Raw genomic sequence first — 18490 nt, 5'->3', positions numbered from 1 at the left:
GCCCTGCCGCCATTCAGCACGACGGATAGCCCATGAACCCGAACTTCCTCGATTTCGAACAGCCGATCGCCGACATGCAAGCCAAGATCGAAGAGCTGCGTCTGGTCGGCAACGACAACTCCATCAACATCAGCGATGAAATCGCCCGCCTGGAAGACAAGAGCCGCGCGCTGACCGAGAACATCTTCGGCAACCTGAGCAGCTGGCAGATCGCCCAACTCGCGCGCCACCCGCGCCGGCCCTACACCCTGGACTACATCGAGCACATCTTCAGCGAATTCGAAGAACTGCACGGCGACCGCCACTTCGCCGACGACGCCGCCATCGTCGGCGGCGTCGCCCGCCTGGACGATCAGCCGGTGATGATCATCGGCCACCAGAAGGGCCGCGAAGTGCGCGAGAAGGTGCGCCGCAACTTCGGCATGCCGCGTCCGGAGGGCTACCGCAAGGCCTGCCGCCTGATGGAAATGGCCGAACGCTTCAAGATGCCGATCCTGACCTTCATCGACACCCCCGGCGCCTACCCGGGCATCGACGCCGAAGAGCGCGGCCAGAGCGAGGCCATCGCCTGGAACCTGCGCGTGATGGCGCGCCTGAAGACGCCGATCATCGCCACCGTCATCGGCGAGGGCGGCTCCGGCGGCGCCCTGGCCATCGGCGTCTGCGACAACCTGAACATGCTGCAGTACTCCACCTACGCGGTGATCTCCCCGGAAGGCTGCGCCTCGATCCTCTGGCGCACCGCCGAAAAGGCCCCGGAAGCCGCCGAAGCCATGGGCATCACCGCGGCGCGCCTGAAGGACCTGGGCATCGTCGACACCGTGATCCCCGAACCGCTGGGCAGCGCCCACCGCGACCCGGCCGCTGCAGCGGAAAGCATCCGCAACGCGCTGAAGTCGCAGCTGGGCATGCTCAAGGGCCTGAGCACCCAGGAGCTGCTGGCGCGTCGCTATGAGCGGCTGATGAGCTACGGGATCGCCTGAGGGCGGCGGCAGGCTATAGGCGGCAGGCTGCAGGCAAGAGCGAAAAGCCCAGGCCGGTACTGTGGGAGCGAGGGATGCCTGGTGTTTGTTCGCCAACGGTGCTTACCGACAGCCACTGTGTTTCGGATTGACTCCGCTCCCTCTCCCCAGCCCTCTCCCTGAAGGGAGAGGGAGCTATTCCGTGCTAGCGTCGACAACTGCGTTAGCCGGCAGCTCAGGAGCTGCCGGCTAACGCTGAAACACCAGTGCACTCCGAACGGTTCCCTCTCCCTTCAGGGAGAGGGTTAGGGAGAGGGTGCTCTCAAGCCTGGCACCGAAGCCCTGGAAGAACCTCGTTCGCGAGCAAGCTCGCTCCCACGAAGAGCATGCCGTACGCTCTTCGCCTGTAGCCTGTAGCCTGTAGCCTGTAGCCTGTAGCCTGTAGCCTGTAGCCACCCTCATGCCCCTAGCATCCCGCCTGCTCTCCGCCCTGGCCCCCTGGCGCCAGGCCCCGGCATGGCGGGTAGGCTTCTCCGGCGGGCTGGACTCCACTGTGCTGCTGCACCTGCTGGCGCAACTGGCCAGGACCGAATCCCTGCCGCCTCTGTCCGCCATCCACGTCCACCATGGCCTGCAGGCCGCGGCCGACGCTTGGCCGGCGCACTGCGAGGTGTTCTGCCGCGAGCTGGGTGTCCCTCTGTTGGTCGAACGGGTGACGGTGCCGGCGGGAGCGAGCGTGGAGCAGGCCGCGCGTCGCGCGCGCTACGAGGCTTTTGCGAAACACCTGAAAACGGGCGACTGCCTGCTGGCCGCCCAGCACCGCGACGACCAGGCCGAGACCCTGCTGTTCCGCCTGCTGCGTGGCGCCGGCGTGCGTGGCCTGGCCGGCATTCCCGCAGCCCGACCGCTGGGGCGAGGCATGCTGCTGAGGCCCTTGCTGGACGTCTCCCGCGCTGAACTCGAAGCCTACGCCCGCGAGCATGGCCTGCGCTGGATCGAAGACCCGTCCAACACCGACACCGCTTTCGCCCGCAACTACCTGCGCCAGCGCGTGCTGCCGCTGCTCGCCGAGCGCTGGCCGCGGGCTGTGGATAACATCGCCCGTAGTGCCGCGCACCTGGCCGAGGCCGAGGCGCTGCTGGCCGAACTGGCGCAGCAGGACCTGGCGGCGGCACGGCCCGGCAACGACTTCGACTGGCTGACCGTCCCCTCGCTGGCCCTGGCGCCGCTGCTGGCGCTTGGCGAAAGCCGCCAACGCAACGCCCTGCGCCACTGGCTGGCGCCCTTAACGCCGATGCCGGACAGCGCCCACTGGGCCGGCTGGCAGGCCCTGCGCGATGCCGCCGGGGATGCCGCGCCGGTCTGGCGCCTGGGCGGCGGCGAGCTGCAGCGCAGCGGTGGGCGGCTCTGGTGGCTGTCGGGCGCCTGGCTGCAGGCGCCGGCTTGCGAGCTGCCCTGGGACGACCCGTCACAACCCCTGGCGCTGCCCGGCAATGGCCTTCTGCACCTGGAAGGTGCACCGCCCGTCGGGCCGCTGCGGGTGACCTGCCGGCGTGGCGGCGAGCAACTGAAGCTGGCCCAACGCGGCCGTCGCGACCTCAAGCGGCTGCTCAACGAAAGCGCCGTGCCGGCCTTCGTCCGGCCGCGGCTGCCGCTGCTCTGGCGCGGCGGGCAACTGCTCGGCGTGGCCAACCTGCCGGCGCTGCGCCAGGCCGGCGAGACGGGCTGGCGCCTGTGCTGGACAGCCCCGACGAATGACCCGGGTTTGAGCTGAAAGGGCCTTTCCGGTAGACTACGCTCCCGTCTTGTACCGCTCCCGTCGATTCCCACGGAATCGGCGGGAGTTCGCTATTGAGCGCGGCATGCGCCGCGGTTTGGGCCGCGGCCCATTCATTCGCTTCCCCGGCGGCCCAGCCGCCTAAACGCTGACATTCAGGGCTTTTCATGACGCGCTACATCTTCGTCACGGGTGGTGTTGTTTCTTCATTGGGGAAAGGCATCGCCTCGGCTTCCTTGGCTGCCATTCTGGAAGCGCGTGGCTTGAAGATCACGATGCTCAAGCTGGACCCCTACATCAACGTCGATCCGGGCACCATGAGCCCGTTCCAGCACGGTGAGGTGTTCGTCACCCACGATGGCGCCGAGACCGACCTCGACCTGGGCCATTACGAGCGCTTCGTGCGCACCACCATGACCCAGAACAACAACTTCACCACCGGCCGCGTCTACATGGACGTGCTGCGCAAGGAGCGCCGCGGCGACTACCTGGGCGCCACCGTGCAGGTGATCCCGCACATCACCGACGAGATCAAGCGGCGCATCATCAAGGGCGCCGGCGATGCCGACGTGGCCCTGGTGGAAGTCGGCGGCACCGTCGGCGACATCGAGTCGCAGCCGTTCCTCGAAGCGATCCGCCAACTGCGCGTGGAAATCGGTTCGCGCCGCGCCATGCTGATGCACCTGACCCTGGTCCCGTACATCGCCACCGCCGGCGAGACCAAGACCAAGCCGACCCAGCATTCCGTCAAGGAGCTGCGCTCCATTGGCCTGCAGCCGGACGTGCTGGTCTGCCGCTCCGACCATCCGGTGGACGTCTCCTCGCGCCGCAAGATCGCCCTGTTCACCAACGTCGAAGAGCGCGCGGTCATCTCCCTGGAAGACGTCGACACCATCTACCGCATCCCGTCGGTGCTGCACGCCCAGGGCCTGGACGACATCGTCGTCGAGCGCTTCGGCCTGGAGTGCGGCCCGGCCGACCTGTCCGAGTGGGACCGGGTGGTCGACGCCAAGCTCAACCCCGAGCGTGAAGTCACCATCGCCATGGTCGGCAAGTACATGGAACTGCTCGACGCCTACAAGTCGCTGATCGAGGCCATGACCCACGCCGGCATCCAGAGCCGCACCAAGGTCAACCTGCGCTACATCGACTCCGAGGACATCGAGCAGCAGGGCACCGGCCTGCTCGACGGCGCCGACGCCATCCTGGTCCCGGGCGGCTTCGGCCTGCGCGGCGTGGAAGGCAAGATCACCGCCGTGCAGTACGCCCGCGAGAACAAGGTCCCCTACCTGGGCATCTGCCTGGGCATGCAGGTGGCGGTCATCGAATACGCCCGCAACGTGCTGGGCTGGAAGGATGCCAACTCCACCGAGTTCGACAAGTCCAGCGGCCACCCGGTGGTCGGCCTGATCACCGAATGGCAGGACTCCACCGGCGCCACCGAAGTGCGCACCGAGGCCTCCGACCTGGGCGGCACCATGCGCCTGGGCGCCCAGGAATGCCAGCTCGAAGCCGGCACCCTGGTGCACGACTGCTACGGCAAGGACGTGATCGTCGAGCGCCACCGCCACCGCTACGAAGTGAACAACAACCTGCTGCCGCAACTGCAGGAAGCCGGCCTGAAGATTTCCGGCCGCTCCGGCGACGGCGCGCTGGTGGAAGTGGTCGAGTCCCCGGACCATCCGTGGTTCGTCGCCTGCCAGTTCCACCCGGAGTTCACCTCCACCCCGCGTGATGGCCACCCGCTGTTCAGCGGCTTCGTCAACGCCGCCCTGAAGCAAGCCGGGAAGGCCTGAGCATGAGCCAGAAGATCATCCGCGTCGGCGACATCCAGATCGGCAACGATCTGCCCTTCGTGCTGTTCGGCGGCATGAACGTGCTGGAGTCGCGCGACCTGGCCATGCAGGTCTGCGAGGAATACGTGCGGGTCACCGAGAAGCTCGGCATCCCCTACGTGTTCAAGGCCAGCTTCGACAAGGCCAACCGTTCGTCCATCAACTCGTACCGCGGTCCGGGGATGGAAGAGGGGCTGAAGATCTTCGAAGAGATCAAGAAGACCTTCAAGGTGCCGGTCATCACCGATGTCCACGAGCCCTTCCAGGCCGCCCCGGTGGCCGAGGTCTGCGACATCATCCAGCTGCCGGCGTTCCTCTCCCGGCAGACCGATCTGGTCGTGGCCATGGCCAGGACCGGCGCGGTGATCAACATCAAGAAGGCCCAGTTCCTTGCGCCCCAGGAGATGAAGCACATCCTGACCAAGTGCGAGGAAGCCGGTAACGACCAGCTGATCCTCTGCGAGCGTGGCTCCTCCTTCGGTTACAACAACCTGGTGGTGGACATGCTCGGCTTCGGCATCATGAAGCAGTTCCAGTACCCGGTATTCTTCGACGTGACCCACGCCCTGCAGATGCCGGGCGGCCGCGCCGACTCCGCCGGCGGCCGCCGCGCCCAGGTCACCGACCTGGCCAAGGCCGGCATGAGCCAGGGCCTGGCCGGCCTGTTCCTCGAGGCCCACCCGGACCCCGAGCACGCCAAGTGCGACGGCCCGTGCGCCCTGCGCTTGAACAAGCTCGAGCCTTTCCTGTCCCAGCTCAAGCAGCTGGACGACCTGGTGAAGAGTTTCCCCACCATCGAGACCGCCTAAGTCTCACCAGCCGCCCCGTTTATCTATCTTCGGAGTGTTATCAAGAATGGCAAAGATCGTCGACATCAAGGGCCGTGAGGTCCTGGACTCCCGCGGCAACCCGACCGTTGAAGCGGACGTGATCCTGGACAACGGCATCGTCGGCAGCGCCTGCGCCCCGTCCGGTGCTTCCACCGGTTCCCGCGAGGCACTCGAACTGCGCGATGGCGACAAGAGCCGTTACCTGGGCAAGGGCGTGCTGAAGGCCGTGGCCAACATCAACGGCCCGATCCGCGACCTGCTGCTGGGCAAGGACCCGGTCGAGCAGAGGGCGCTGGACCAGGCGATGATCGAACTCGACGGCACCGACAACAAGGCCAAGCTGGGCGCCAACGCCATCCTGGCCGTGTCCCTGGCCGCCGCCAAGGCCGCCGCGCAGGCCAAGGGCGTGCCGCTGTACGCGCACATCGCCGACCTGAACGGCACCCCGGGCGTGTACTCCATGCCGGTGCCGATGATGAACATCATCAACGGCGGCGAGCATGCCGACAACAACGTCGATATCCAGGAGTTCATGGTCCAGCCGGTAGGCGCCAAGACCTTCGCCGACGCGCTGCGCATGGGCGCCGAGATCTTCCACCACCTCAAGGCCGTGCTGAAGGCCCGTGGCCTGAGCACCTCGGTGGGCGACGAAGGCGGTTTCGCGCCGAACCTGGCTTCCAACGAAGACGCCCTGGCCGCCATCGCCGAAGCCGTGGCCAACGCCGGCTACAAGCTGGGTGACGACGTGACCCTGGCCCTGGACTGCGCTTCCAGCGAATTCTTCAAGGACGGCAAGTACGACCTCGAAGGCGAAGGCAAGGTGTTCGACGCCGCCGGCTTCGCCGATTACCTGGCCGGCCTGGCCGAGCGCTTCCCGATCATCTCCATCGAAGACGGCATGGACGAGTCCGACTGGGCCGGCTGGAAAGTCCTCACCGACAAGATCGGCGGCAAGGTGCAACTGGTCGGCGACGACCTGTTCGTGACCAACACCAAGATCCTCAAGGAAGGCATCGAGAAGGGCATCGGCAACTCCATCCTGATCAAGTTCAACCAGATCGGCTCGCTGACCGAGACCCTCGAAGCCATCCAGATGGCCAAGGCCGCCGGCTACACCGCGGTGATCTCGCACCGCAGCGGTGAAACCGAGGACAGCACCATCGCCGACCTGGCCGTGGGCACCGCCGCCGGCCAGATCAAGACCGGTTCGCTGTGCCGCTCCGACCGCGTGTCCAAGTACAACCAGCTGCTGCGCATCGAAGAGCAGCTGGGCGCCAAGGCGCCGTACCGTGGCCGCGCGGAATTCCGCGGCTGAGGCTAGTCTGGTACGGTGAAGGGGTGGCGCGAGCCACCCCTTCGCACATGGAGTCCACAATTGCGTCTGAGTAAGCTGCGCAGCCCCTACTGGCTGTTCCTCGTCCTGCTCCTGGGCCTCGCCGGCCTGCAGTATCGCCTGTGGGTAGGGGACGGCAGCCTGGCGCAAGTGCGCGAGCTGGAGAAGCAGATCGCCGACCAGCAGGGCGAGAACCAGCGTCTGCTCGAGCGCAACCGCATCCTCGAGGCCGAGGTGGCGGAACTGAAGAAAGGCACCGAGACGGTCGAGGAGCGTGCCCGCCACGAACTCGGCATGGTCAAGGACAAGGAAACCCTCTACCAGCTGGCGCAATGAAATTCCGCGACGTCTCCCTGCCGGCCTTCTGGGCCGTGATCCCCGCCGCGGGCATCGGTTCGCGGATGCGTGCAGACCGCCCCAAGCAATACCTCGACCTCGCCGGCCGCAGCATTCTCGAACACACCCTCGACTGCTTCCTCGGCCACCCCATGCTCAAGGGCCTGGTGGTCTGCCTGGCGCCTGACGATCCCTGGTGGCCGAACCTGCCCTGTGCCGGCGACCCGCGCATCCTGCGTGCCGACGGCGGCCGCGAGCGCGCGGATTCCGTACTCAACGGCCTGCTGCTGCTCAACGAACAGGGCGCCGCCAGCGACGACTGGGTGCTGGTGCACGACGCGGCGCGGCCGAACCTGAGCCGCGGCGACCTCGACCGGCTGCTCGGCGAACTGGACAACGACCCGGTGGGTGGCCTGCTCGGCGTGCCGGCGCGGGACACGCTCAAGCGCGTCGGCGCCGATGGCCGGGTGCTGGAAACCGTCGACCGCAGCGTGGTCTGGCAGGCCTACACGCCGCAGATGTTCCACTTGGGCGCCCTGCACCGAGCCCTGGCCGATGCCCTGGTGGCGGGTGCGGCGATCACCGACGAGGCCTCTGCGATGGAGTGGGCCGGCAACGCGCCGAAGATGGTCGAAGGCCGCGCCGACAACATCAAGGTCACCACCCCGGAAGACCTGCAGCGGCTGCAACGGGCTTTCGGAAAACGCTGAAACCATGAAGCGCCTTGCGAGGTTCCTGCCCAGGCTCGAAGGCGACTTGCACCGCATCCTGCGCTGGGCCGGCGACGGCTGGCGCATGCCCTGGCTGTGCCTGGGCCTGGCGCTGCTGGGTACCTGCACCGCCGCCTACCCGATCACCTCCGTGGTGGTGCCGGCGGTCCTGGTGGCGCCACGGCGCTGGGGCGGCATAGCACTGAGCGCCGCCCTGGGCAGCGCGCTGGGGGCGCTGCTGCTGGTGATCGTCCTGCACCACATGGGCTGGGCCAGCCTGTACGCCCACTTCCCGCAATTGCTGCAGGACCCGAGCTGGGCGCAGGTGATGGACTGGACCCGCCGTTACGGCCTGCTGGCGCTGTTCCTGGTGTCCATCTCGCCGCTGCCGCAGACGCCGGCGTTGGTGGTGCTGTCCAACGTGCCGCTGCACTATCCCGGCGTGCTGCTGGCGATCTTCACCGGCAAACTGCTCAAGTACCTGGTGTTCGCCTGGGTCGGTTCGCGCTTCCCCGGGCACATCCACGATTTCCTGCACCGCCACGGCCGCAATACCGGCCGTGGCGATTCGGCCTAGGCGGGCCTTGTCCGCGATTTCGCGCGCAGGGCGCGCTCCTACAAGGTGGGGTTGTGCGTAGGAGCAATTGTTTATTGGGTTCCCGCGAACGCGGGAACCCAATAAACAATGTAGGAGCGGTGTGGGTGCTTTTCGTAGGAGCGAGCTTGCTCGCGAATGAGCCCCGCAGCGGAGTCCGTTCGCGAGCAAGCTCGCTCCTACGAGAAACCACGCCCGCATGGGGATCGCCAAGGCTCACCCCAACAACGGCACCTCGATGAGAAAGCGGAACAGCGCCCCATGCTGCTCCACCGCCAGGCAGTTATAACCGTGGCGCTTGGTGTCCTCGGGGATGCCGTGCACCGACTGCGAGCAGTCGGTGACCACTTCCAGCAGGTCGCCCGGCTTCAGTGTCTCCAGGGTTTCCAGGGTGGCGATGGCGTTGTACGGGCAGTGCTCGCCACGCAGGTCAAGCGACAGCGTCGGCGTCTTGTTCGCGCTCATTGGCGGTTTTCCTCGAACGGGTGAAGCGGTTGGCGTTCAGTTGTACCAGCAGCATGCACAGCGCAAGGCCGGCGAAGGTCAGCAGCAGGCCGCCGCCGGGGCCGAACATCTGCAGCAGGTTGAGCTTGGGATAGGGCAGGGCCAGGGCGCTGCCCAGCGCGTCCCAGTACACCGCCACCAGGGTGCCGCCGATGACGTTGCCGACGCCGACCACCCAGAAATGCACCTGGCCTTCCATCGAGCGGTACATCCAGCCGGTCTCGCAGCCGCCGGCGAGGACGATGCCGATGCCGAACAGCACGCCGCCGATCACCGCGTTGGCGCCCATCCAGAAGGTCTTCGGCGCCACGCCCAGGTGGATCGCCGCGAAGGTGCCGACGCAGGCCGCGGCCATGCCCAGCAGGATGCCGAAGGCGGCCTTGGTCCGGCCGGTGGTCCAGAGGTCGCGGGCGGCGCTGGTGAAGCAGATCTGCGCGCGCTCGATCAGGCCGCCGAACAGCAGGCCGAACAGGGTGGCCAGGCCCAGTACCAGCGACACCTCGAAGCGCCAGGCGGCGAACAGCGCGGCCACGGCCAGCACCGTCAGGCCCAGGCGCCACTGCACCTTCGCGCGGCGGGCTAGGCTCGCCGCGTCGGGCAGGCTGGCGGCCTTGCCGGTGACCTTCAGCGGCGTGCGCAGGAACGGCAGCAGGCTCAGCTTCACGCCGAACCAGGCGCCGATCACGGTGGAGAGCATGAAGGCCCAGGCGTGCACCGAGAACATCGGGATGCCGGTGAAGAACGCCGCCAGGTTGCAGCCCATGGCCAGGCGCGCGCCGAAGCCGGCGATGATACCGCCCACCAGGCCCTGCAGCAGGCGCCGCCGGCTGGTCGGCCAGCGCAGGCTGACGTTGCCGGCCCAGAGCGCGCAGCACAGCGCGCCGAGGAACATGCCGATGATCATCACCCCATCGATGCGGTCCAGCGGGGTGCCCTGCAGGCCGATGATCTTGAAGTAGCTCCAGTCCTGCACCGGCACGCCGAACCAGGACAGCACGTGGCCGCCCCAGCGGGTGAATTCCCCGGTGACGGCCCAGAAGGTGCCGGTCAGGGCGAAGTAGTAGGCGGAGGCGACACCGAGCGCGACCAGGGTCGGCAAGGGTGACCAGAAGCGCAGCAGGTAGCGCTCGCGGAAGGCGGAGAGGGCGGACATGACGGCATCCTTGGCAGGGTAGCGTGGTAAACCGGTAATTCTAACCGAATCGCCGGAAACCACCCTGCTTCAGGACAGCCCCGGATGCGTCCGCTGCAGGCCTTCCTTGAGGAAATCCACCAGTTGCCGCACCTTCGGCGACAGGTGCCGCTGCTGCGGGTACAGCGCCCAGACTGCGGTGTTTGGTGGCTGGTGTTCTTCCAGCAGGGAAACCAGCCGCCCGCTGCGCAGGTGCTCCAGCACGTAGTAGTCCGGCAACTGGCACAGGCCGAAGCCGCGCAGCGCGGCGTCGAGCACTGCCTGGCCGCTGTTGCAGCGCCAGTTGCCCTGCACGCGGTGTTGCGTCTCGCGGCTGTCTTCCAGGAAGGTCCAGATGTCGCTGCTGCCCACCAGGCAGTTGTGCTGCGCCAGTTCCGCCGGCGAGCGCGGCGCGCCGTGGCGCTCCAGGTAGCCGGGCGTGGCGCACAGGTACATCACTCGCGGCGCCAGGCGCGTGGCCACCAGGCGCGAGTCGCTCAGGCGGCCGAGGCGGATGGCCAGGTCGAAACCTTCGTGGAGCAGGTCGAGCTGGCGGTTGGACAGCTCCATATCCACCCGCAACTGCGGGTAGTCGGCCATGAAGGCGTTCACCAGCGGCACCACGAAGCGCTCGCCGTAGGCCACCGCGCAGGTCATGCGCAGCAGGCCCTTGGGCTCGGCGGAGAGGTCGCTGACCGCGCGCAGCGCCTCGTCGCGGGCGTCCTGCAGGCGCTGGCAGTGCTGCAGGAAGGTCTGCCCGGCTTCGCTCAGCGACACGCGGCGGGTGCTGCGGTAGAGCAGACGGGTCTGCAGGCGTTCCTCCAGGCGGGCGATCTGCCGGCTGACGTGGGAGGAGGACACGCCCAGGCGTTCGGCGGCGGCGGTGAACTGCCCGGTTTCCGCCACCGCGACGAATTCGTCGAGGCCTTCCCAGCGATTCATCTGGATTGTCCCTGTATGGCAATAAAGTTTTGATTATTGCCTGATTATTTCTTTCCAGGCACTTTTCTACACTTCCAAGGCTGTGCCCCGCGTTTTTCGCCGGGCCACCCGGTTTCCGCCGGCATCCATCGCCGGCCGCTTCCGCCCCGAAGGCGGAGGCCCATGCATCAACCCGCCAGGAGTTCCGAGATGATCAAGTCCCGTGCCGCCGTCGCCTTCGCCCCCAACCAGCCGCTGCAGGTGGTCGAGGTGGACGTGGCGCCGCCGAAGAAGGGCGAGGTGCTGGTACGCATCGTCGCCACCGGGGTCTGCCACACCGATGCCTACACTCTGTCCGGCCAGGATTCCGAAGGCGTCTTCCCGTGCATCCTCGGCCACGAGGGTGGCGGCATCGTCGAAGCGGTGGGCGAGGGCGTGACCTCGCTGCAGGTCGGCGACCACGTGATCCCGCTGTACACCGCCGAATGCCGCGAGTGCAAGTTCTGCAAATCCGGCAAGACCAATCTCTGCCAGGCCGTGCGCGCCACCCAGGGCAAGGGCCTGATGCCCGACGGCACCAGCCGCTTCTCCTACAACGGCCAGCCGATCTACCACTACATGGGCTGCTCGACCTTCTCCGAATACACCGTGCTGCCGGAAATCTCCCTGGCCAAGATTCCCAAGGACGCCCCGCTGGAGAAGGTCTGCCTGCTCGGCTGCGGCGTCACCACCGGCATCGGCGCCGTGCTCAACACCGCCAAGGTGGAAGAGGGCGCCACCGTGGCCATCTTCGGCCTGGGCGGCATCGGCCTTGCGGCCATCATCGGCGCCAAGATGGCCAAGGCCTCGCGGATCATCGCCGTCGACATCAACCCGGCCAAGTTCGACATCGCCAAGGAACTGGGCGCCACCGACTTCGTCAACCCGAAGGACCACCAGAAGCCGATCCAGGACGTCATCGTCGAGATGACCGACGGCGGCGTGGACTACTCCTTCGAGTGCGTCGGCAACGTGCAACTGATGCGCGCGGCGCTGGAGTGCTGCCACAAGGGCTGGGGCGAGTCGACCATCATCGGCGTCGCCGGGGCCGGCCAGGAAATCAGCACCCGGCCGTTCCAGCTGGTCACCGGTCGCGTCTGGCGCGGTTCGGCGTTCGGCGGCGTGCGCGGCCGCACCGAGCTGCCCAGCTACGTGGAGAAGGCGCAGAAGGGCGAAATCCCGCTGGACACCTTCATCACCCACACCATGGGCCTGGACAAGATCAACGAGGCCTTCGACCTGATGCACGAAGGCAAGAGCATCCGCTCGGTCATCCATTACTGAAAAGCCGACGAGAGCGCTGGAGGCTGAAGGCTATACGTAGCGCTTTTTCGTCCAGCCTCCAGCGCTTTCCTCGTCTTTACACGGAGCTTTTTATGGAAATCGTCTCCAGCACCAAGAGCTTCGAGGGCTGGCACCAGCGCTACCGCCACCGCTCCCAGGCGCTCGGCTGCGACATGGTGTTCGCCATCTACCTGCCGCCCCAGGCCGAGCCCGAGGCCGGCCTGCCGGTGCTCTACTGGCTGTCGGGGCTGACCTGCACCGACGAGAACTTCATGCAGAAGGCCGGCGCCCAGCGTCTGGCCGCCGAACTGGGCCTGGTGATAGTGGCGCCGGACACCAGCCCGCGCGGCCCGGACGTGCCGGGCGACCCGCAAGGCGCCTGGGACTTCGGCCTGGGCGCCGGCTTCTACCTCAACGCCACCCAGGAACCCTGGGCGCGCAACTACCGTATGCACGACTACGTGGTGCACGAGTTGCCGGCGCTGATCGAGGACAACTTCCCGGTCTCCACCCGCCGCGGCATCGCCGGGCACTCCATGGGCGGCCACGGCGCGCTGGTCTGCGCGCTGCGCAACCCGGGGCGCTACCAGTCGCTGTCGGCCTTCGCGCCCATCGCTCATCCCAGCGACTGCCCCTGGGGGCAGAAGGCCTTCGGCCGCTACCTGGGCGAAGAGCGCAGCGCCTGGGCCGAGTGGGATGCCTGCGAACTGCTGGCCGGCGCGAGCGAGCGCCTACCGATCCTGGTCGACCAGGGCGAGCGCGACGACTTCCTCGCCACCCAGCTCAAGCCCGAGGCCCTGCGCCAGGCGGCGGAAGCGGCGGGGCACCCGCTGGAGCTGCGCCTGCACCCGGGCTACGACCACAGCTACTACTTCATCGCCAGCTTCATCGACGACCACCTGCGCCACCATGCGCGGGCGCTGTCCTGAAGGCGTCGCGGCTTTCCGGTAGAATCGACGCCCTGACTGACTCAGGGCGTTTTTCTATGCGTATCGGCCATGGCTACGACGTACACCGCTTCGGCGAGGGCGACTTCATCACCCTCGGCGGCGTGCGCATCCCCCACAAGTTCGGGCTCATCGCCCACTCCGACGGCGACGTGCTGCTGCACGCGCTGAGCGACGCGCTGCTCGGCGCCTGCGCCCTGGGGGACATCGGCAAGCACTTCCCCGACACCGACCCGCGCTTCAAGGGCGCCGACAGCCGCGCGCTGCTGCGCCACGTGGTGGCCCTGGTGCACGAGAAGGGCTACGTGATCGGCAACGTCGACGCCACCATCATCGCCCAGGCGCCGAAGATGGCGCCGCACATCGAGGCCATGCGCGGCAGCATTGCCGAGGACCTGCAGGTCGACCTCGAACAGGTCAACGTCAAGGCCACCACCACCGAGAAGCTCGGCTTCACCGGGCGCGAGGAAGGCATCGCGGTGCACGCCGTCGCCCTGCTGGTCCGTCCATGACCGAGCTGGAACTGCTGGGCCCGCGCGCCCATGGCGAACCCTGCGGGCAAGCGGTGCTCAAGGCGGTGGCCGAGGACTTCCAGGTCGACGAGGTGCTGGACATCCCGCTGTCCGGCGAAGGCGAACACCTCTGGCTGTGGGTGGAGAAGCGCGGGCTGAACACCGAGGAGGCCGCGCGCCGCCTGGCCCGTGCGGCTGGAGTGTCGCAGCGGCTGATCAGCTATGCCGGGCTCAAGGATCGCCAGGCGCTGACGCGCCAGTGGTTCAGCCTGCACCTGCCGGGCAAGGCCGACCCCGACCTGGCCGCGGCCGAGGACGACAGCCTGCGCATCCTCAAGCGCACCCGCCACCAGCGCAAGCTGCAGCGTGGCGCCCATGCGGCCAACGGCTTCACCCTGCGCCTGACTCAACTGCAAGGCGAGCACCAGGCGCTCGACGAGCGGCTGCGACGTATCGCCGCCGAGGGCGTGCCCAACTATTTCGGCAGCCAGCGCTTCGGCTTCGACGGCGGCAACGTCGTGGACGCCCGCAGCTGTGCCGAGCGCGGCATTCTGCCAGAGCAGCGCAACCTGCGTTCGCGCCTGCTCTCCGCCGGGCGCAGCTACCTGTTCAACCAGGTGCTGGCGCGGCGGGTGACGGACGGTAGCTGGAACCGCGCCCAGGTCGGCGCCCTGCTGGCCTTCACCGACAGCCGCAGTTTCTTCCCGGCGGGCGAGGCGGAATGCGCCGATCCGCGCCTGGCCGAACTCGACCTGCACCCCACCGGGCCGCTCTGGGGCAAGGGCGCCTCGCCGGCCGGCGGCGCCAGCGGCGAGCTGGAAAATGCCGTGGGCGCCGCGGAAGTGGCGCTTTGCCAGTGGCTGGGCAATGCTGACCTGGCGCACGAACGGCGCATCCTGCGCCTCCCCATCCAGGCCCTGGCATGGCATTATCCGGCCCCTGACATTCTGCAACTGGAATTCGTCCTGCCGGCAGGCTGCTTCGCCACCGTCGTCGTGCGCGAGCTGGTCGAGCTGGTACCGGCAGGGCAGACGGAAAACCCATGCGCATACTGATTGCCAACGACGACGGGGTGAACGCGCCCGGTATCGCCGCGCTTTACGACGCGCTGAGCGAACATGCCGAATGCGTGGTGATCGCTCCCGAACAGGACCGCAGCGGCGCCAGCAGCTCGCTGACCCTGGACCGGCCGCTGCACGCGCAGCGCCTGAGCAATGGATTCATCGGCGTCGACGGTACGCCGACCGACTGCGTGCACCTGGGCCTCAACGGCCTGCTGGACACCTTGCCGGACATGGTCGTCTCGGGTATCAACCTGGGCGCCAACCTGGGCGATGACGTGCTCTATTCCGGCACCGTGGCCGCCGCCATCGAGGGCCGCTTCCTGGAGCGGCCGGCGTTCGCCTTCTCGCTGCTCTCGCGCCAGCCGGACAACCTCTACAGCGCCATGCACTTCGCCCGCCTGCTGGTGCAGAACCACGAGCGGCTCGAACTGCCGCCGCGCACCGTGCTCAACGTCAACATCCCGAATCTGCCGCTGGAACGCATCCGCGGCGTCCAGCTGACCCGCCTGGGCCACCGCAAGCGCGCCGCGGCGCCGGTCAAGGTGGTCAACCCGCGCGGGCGCGAAGGCTACTGGATCGCGGCGGCGGGCGATGTCGAGGATGGCGGCGAGGGCACTGACTTCCATGCGGTGATGCAGGGCTATGTCTCGGTCACGCCACTGCAACTGGACCGAACCTTCCGCGAGGCGTTCAATGGACTGCAGGACTGGATCGGAGGGCTGGACCATGGCCGATGAACTGAGTCGCCGCGGCATCGGCATGACCTCCCAGCGCACCCGCGAACGGCTGATCCAGCGCCTGTACGAGGAAGGCCTGTCCAACGCCCGGGTGCTCGAGGTGATCCGCCGCACGCCGCGCCACCTGTTCGTCGACGAGGCGCTGTCGCACCGCGCCTACGAGGACACCGCGCTGCCCATCGGCCACAATCAGACCATCTCGCAACCCTTCATGGTGGCGCGGATGACCGAGCTGCTGCTGGCCGCCGGCCCCCTGGACAAGGTGCTGGAGATCGGCACCGGCTCCGGCTACCAGACCGCGGTGCTGGCGCAACTGGTCGAGCGGGTGTTCTCCGTCGAGCGGATTCAGGCCCTGCAGGACCGCGCCAAGGAGCGTCTTGCGGAGCTAAACCTGAGAAATGTTGTCTTTCGCTGGGGGGATGGCTGGGAAGGCTGGTCGGCGCTGGCACCGTACAACGGTATCATCGTCACCGCGGCAGCCGCCGAGGTCCCGCAGGCGCTGCTCGACCAACTGGCGCCGGGCGGGCGCCTGGTGATCCCGGTGGGCAGCGGCGAAGTGCAGCAACTGATGCTGATCGAGCGCACCGGCGACGGATTCGACCGGCGCGTGCTGGATTCGGTGCGCTTCGTTCCCCTGCTCAACGGCCCCCTGGGCTGAGCGGCGGCGGGAGCGCCGTCGCGCGGCCAGGGGGAGCATAACGGCGAGATGCCGGGCACATATTCGATGGATAAGGGGGAAGGGGTGAGCCCTATCGCGGCCCAGAAGCAATGGATCTGGATTCGGAGCGGCGTGCGCATGCTGCTGGCGGCAGCATTCTGTTCCCTGCTCGCGGCCTGCGCATCCTCCTCCGGGGGCAAGGTCAAGGTGGTCGACCGCAACCAGGCCGACCGCACGCCGACGACCACCAGCGGGCAGTACGTGGTGCGCCGCGGCGACACCCTGTACTCGATCGCCTTCCGCTACGGCTGGGACTGGAAGGCCCTGGCCGCGCACAACAACATCCCGCCGCCCTACACCATCCGCCCGGGGCAGGCCATTCGTTTCGGCGGTGCCGGCTCCAGCACGTCGGCACAGCCCGTCGTCGCCAAAACCACACCGTCCGTCGCGCCGGTGGTGGTCGGCAAGCCCGCCGCCGGTTCTCCGGCACCGACCAAGCCCGCGCCCGCGGCTACCGTCAGCAATTCGACACCCCCCGCCAGCACCGCCCCTTCGCAGGCTTCCGGCAAGGGCGTGGAGGGCTGGATGTGGCCGACCAGTGGCACTTTGATAGGCCGCTTTGCATCAAACGGGAGTTTGAATAAAGGGATTGATATAGCCGGGCAATTGGGCCAGCCTGTCCTGGCTGCGTCGAATGGCACGGTTGTGTACGCCGGTAGTGGTTTGCGGGGCTACGGCGAACTCGTGATCATCAAGCACAGCGATACCTACGTGAGTGCCTACGGCCACAACCGCAGGCTGCTCGTTCGGGAAGGGCAACAGGTCAAAGTCGGGCAGAGCATTGCCGAGATGGGCTCCACGGGCACGGACCGGGTGAAGCTGCACTTCGAGATTCGCCGTCAGGGCAAACCCGTGGACCCCTTGCAATACCTGCCTCCTCGTTGATCGACCGCCGCATCCTGCGTGGGTGAGCGGGCTTGGACGTCCCAAGGATATGGATTCGTCCGGGCTTGTTGTCGAACTCAGCAAGGGATAACGACATGGCACTCAAAAAAGAAGGGCCGGAGTTTGACGTGGATGACGAGCTGCTGTTGCTGGAGCCCGCCATCACATTCGACGAGTCACTTGCCGAAGAGCAGGTCTCACTTCAGGTCACCGGCAAGGCCAGTTCGCTGTCATCGAAGCAGCACAAGCACATCGATTACAGCCGGGCGCTGGATGCCACCCAGCTCTACCTCAACGAAATCGGTTTTTCCCCACTGCTGACTCCCGAGGAGGAGGTCCACTTCGCGCGGCTCGCGCAAAGGGGCGATCCCGCTGGGCGTCGGCGCATGATCGAAAGCAACCTGCGCCTGGTGGTGAAGATCGCCCGGCGCTACGTCAACCGCGGCCTGTCCCTGCTCGACCTGATCGAGGAAGGCAACCTGGGGTTGATCCGGGCGGTGGAGAAGTTCGATCCGGAACGGGGTTTCCGCTTCTCTACCTACGCGACGTGGTGGATTCGCCAGACCATCGAACGGGCCATCATGAACCAGACCCGCACCATCCGCCTGCCGATCCACGTGGTCAAGGAACTCAACGTCTACCTGCGCGCGGCCCGCGAGCTGACGCACAAGCTGGACCACGAGCCGTCCCCCGAGGAAATCGCCAACCTGTTGGAGAAGCCGGTCGACGAGGTCAAGCGCATGCTCGGCCTCAACGAGCGGGTGACTTCGGTGGATGTGTCCCTCGGCCCGGATTCGGACAAGACGCTGCTCGACACCCTGACCGACGATCGTCCCACCGACCCCTGTGAACTGCTGCAGGATGACGATCTGAGTCAGAGCATCGACCAGTGGCTGTCCGAGCTGACCGACAAGCAGCGCGAGGTGGTGATTCGCCGTTTCGGCCTGCGCGGCCACGAAAGCAGCACCCTGGAAGAGGTCGGCCAGGAAATCGGCCTGACCCGCGAGCGGGTGCGGCAGATCCAGGTCGAGGCGCTCAAGCGTCTGCGGGAGATCCTGGAGAAGAACGGCCTGTCGAGTGACGCGCTGTTCCAGTAGGCGCCGCCTGCAGTGAAAAAGCCCGGAGTGCTCCGGGCTTTTTTTCGCCTGCGCCATTTTGTAGGAGCGGGCCCTGCCCGCGATTCGCGCGCAGGGCGCGCTCCTACGGGTGAGGTCTCCCTTTGGAGAGAGTCTTTGGTCCCTTGCACCCAAGCTAACCCCGTCATTCCCGCGAACGCGGGAACCCAGAGACTTGGGGCTCGGTGTAGCGCGCCGCTCCGAGTGCGTTGATA

General features: G+C 67.2%; 19 protein-coding genes. 16 read left to right on the top strand and 3 right to left on the bottom strand.

Translation table 11 applies throughout. The features are described from left to right. Nucleotides 1–32: 32 nt before the first annotated feature. From accA to M8R19_RS07840, 8 genes are all read left to right on the top strand, one after another. The gene (gene accA, locus M8R19_RS07875; RefSeq protein WP_074985531.1) at nucleotides 33–983 is read left to right on the top strand and encodes an acetyl-CoA carboxylase carboxyl transferase subunit alpha; all 951 of its coding nucleotides are present in this window, start codon (nucleotides 33–35) and stop codon (nucleotides 981–983) included. Between the two features lie 439 nt (nucleotides 984–1422). Further along, nucleotides 1423–2736 carry a tRNA lysidine(34) synthetase TilS gene (tilS, locus tag M8R19_RS07870; protein WP_249917484.1) on the top strand — a complete coding sequence of 438 codons (1314 nt, stop codon included), beginning with the start codon at nucleotides 1423–1425 and terminating at the stop codon, nucleotides 2734–2736. A 170-nt stretch (nucleotides 2737–2906) separates the two neighbouring features. After that, the gene (pyrG, locus tag M8R19_RS07865; RefSeq protein ID WP_009616672.1) at nucleotides 2907–4535 is read left to right on the top strand and encodes a CTP synthase; all 1629 of its coding nucleotides are present in this window, start codon (nucleotides 2907–2909) and stop codon (nucleotides 4533–4535) included. A 2-nt stretch (nucleotides 4536–4537) separates the two neighbouring features. Beyond that, the gene (kdsA, locus tag M8R19_RS07860; RefSeq protein ID WP_043317823.1) at nucleotides 4538–5383 is read left to right on the top strand and encodes a 3-deoxy-8-phosphooctulonate synthase; all 846 of its coding nucleotides are present in this window, start codon (nucleotides 4538–4540) and stop codon (nucleotides 5381–5383) included. 46 nt (nucleotides 5384–5429) lie between these two features. Then, the gene (eno, locus tag M8R19_RS07855; protein WP_009616677.1) at nucleotides 5430–6719 is read left to right on the top strand and encodes a phosphopyruvate hydratase; all 1290 of its coding nucleotides are present in this window, start codon (nucleotides 5430–5432) and stop codon (nucleotides 6717–6719) included. A gap of 75 nt (nucleotides 6720–6794) precedes the next feature. Further along, on the top strand, nucleotides 6795–7073 hold the full coding sequence (ftsB, locus tag M8R19_RS07850) for a cell division protein FtsB (protein WP_024128518.1): 279 nt from the start codon (nucleotides 6795–6797) through the stop codon (nucleotides 7071–7073). Further along, nucleotides 7070–7783 (top strand): 2-C-methyl-D-erythritol 4-phosphate cytidylyltransferase, encoded by a 714-nt coding sequence (gene ispD / locus M8R19_RS07845; RefSeq protein WP_116423034.1) that lies wholly within the window; start codon nucleotides 7070–7072, stop codon nucleotides 7781–7783. The genes ftsB and ispD overlap by 4 nt, the downstream gene beginning before the upstream one ends. A gap of 4 nt (nucleotides 7784–7787) precedes the next feature. Beyond that, a complete protein-coding gene (locus tag M8R19_RS07840) occupies nucleotides 7788–8360 on the top strand; it encodes a hypothetical protein (protein WP_147310714.1) in 573 nt (190 codons plus the stop codon). Between the two features lie 234 nt (nucleotides 8361–8594). Here the strand turns inward: M8R19_RS07840 and yedF are convergent, their stop codons facing one another. From yedF to M8R19_RS07825, 3 genes are all read right to left on the bottom strand, one after another. Then, complete coding sequence (gene yedF, locus M8R19_RS07835; protein ID WP_009616683.1) at nucleotides 8595–8843, bottom strand: sulfurtransferase-like selenium metabolism protein YedF; 249 nt, start codon at nucleotides 8841–8843, stop codon at nucleotides 8595–8597. Continuing rightward, nucleotides 8809–10035: a selenium metabolism membrane protein YedE/FdhT gene (yedE, locus tag M8R19_RS07830; protein ID WP_249917483.1), complete on the bottom strand. Its 1227-nt coding sequence runs from the start codon at nucleotides 10033–10035 to the stop codon at nucleotides 8809–8811. The genes yedF and yedE overlap by 35 nt, the downstream gene beginning before the upstream one ends. 69 nt (nucleotides 10036–10104) lie before the next feature. Continuing rightward, the gene (locus M8R19_RS07825; RefSeq protein ID WP_116423036.1) at nucleotides 10105–10995 is read right to left on the bottom strand and encodes a LysR substrate-binding domain-containing protein; all 891 of its coding nucleotides are present in this window, start codon (nucleotides 10993–10995) and stop codon (nucleotides 10105–10107) included. Between the two features lie 189 nt (nucleotides 10996–11184). On the opposite strand from M8R19_RS07825, the gene M8R19_RS07820 reads away from it, so the two are divergent. From M8R19_RS07820 to rpoS, 8 genes are all read left to right on the top strand, one after another. Beyond that, nucleotides 11185–12297, top strand: coding sequence for an S-(hydroxymethyl)glutathione dehydrogenase/class III alcohol dehydrogenase (locus M8R19_RS07820; RefSeq protein ID WP_116423037.1), 1113 nt, complete (start codon nucleotides 11185–11187; stop codon nucleotides 12295–12297). 92 nt (nucleotides 12298–12389) lie between these two features. Next, nucleotides 12390–13226 (top strand): S-formylglutathione hydrolase, encoded by an 837-nt coding sequence (gene fghA / locus M8R19_RS07815; protein ID WP_074985516.1) that lies wholly within the window; start codon nucleotides 12390–12392, stop codon nucleotides 13224–13226. A gap of 56 nt (nucleotides 13227–13282) precedes the next feature. Further along, nucleotides 13283–13756, top strand: coding sequence for a 2-C-methyl-D-erythritol 2,4-cyclodiphosphate synthase (gene ispF, locus M8R19_RS07810; protein WP_064584064.1), 474 nt, complete (start codon nucleotides 13283–13285; stop codon nucleotides 13754–13756). Then, nucleotides 13753–14811, top strand: a complete 1059-nt coding sequence (gene truD, locus M8R19_RS07805; RefSeq protein WP_249917482.1) for a tRNA pseudouridine(13) synthase TruD — start codon at nucleotides 13753–13755, stop codon at nucleotides 14809–14811. The genes ispF and truD overlap by 4 nt, the downstream gene beginning before the upstream one ends. Then, nucleotides 14799–15557, top strand: a complete 759-nt coding sequence (gene surE / locus M8R19_RS07800; protein WP_043317806.1) for a 5'/3'-nucleotidase SurE — start codon at nucleotides 14799–14801, stop codon at nucleotides 15555–15557. Before truD ends, surE begins: the two co-directional genes overlap by 13 nt. A 22-nt stretch (nucleotides 15558–15579) precedes the next feature. Beyond that, on the top strand, nucleotides 15580–16215 hold the full coding sequence (locus M8R19_RS07795) for a protein-L-isoaspartate(D-aspartate) O-methyltransferase (protein ID WP_099049128.1): 636 nt from the start codon (nucleotides 15580–15582) through the stop codon (nucleotides 16213–16215). A gap of 66 nt (nucleotides 16216–16281) precedes the next feature. Continuing rightward, nucleotides 16282–17160, top strand: a complete 879-nt coding sequence (locus M8R19_RS07790) for a peptidoglycan DD-metalloendopeptidase family protein (protein ID WP_074985514.1) — start codon at nucleotides 16282–16284, stop codon at nucleotides 17158–17160. Nucleotides 17161–17255: 95 nt separating this feature from the next. Beyond that, nucleotides 17256–18257 (top strand): RNA polymerase sigma factor RpoS, encoded by a 1002-nt coding sequence (gene rpoS, locus M8R19_RS07785; RefSeq protein ID WP_009616703.1) that lies wholly within the window; start codon nucleotides 17256–17258, stop codon nucleotides 18255–18257. Nucleotides 18258–18490: the final 233 nt, after the last annotated feature.

Origin of the sequence: Pseudomonas sp. R3.Fl (genome assembly GCF_023516765.1) — a bacterium.
GTDB lineage: Bacteria > Pseudomonadota > Gammaproteobacteria > Pseudomonadales > Pseudomonadaceae > Pseudomonas > Pseudomonas citronellolis.
Note: the sequence above shows the minus strand (reverse complement) of the source record. Positions and strands in the feature narration are given on the sequence as shown.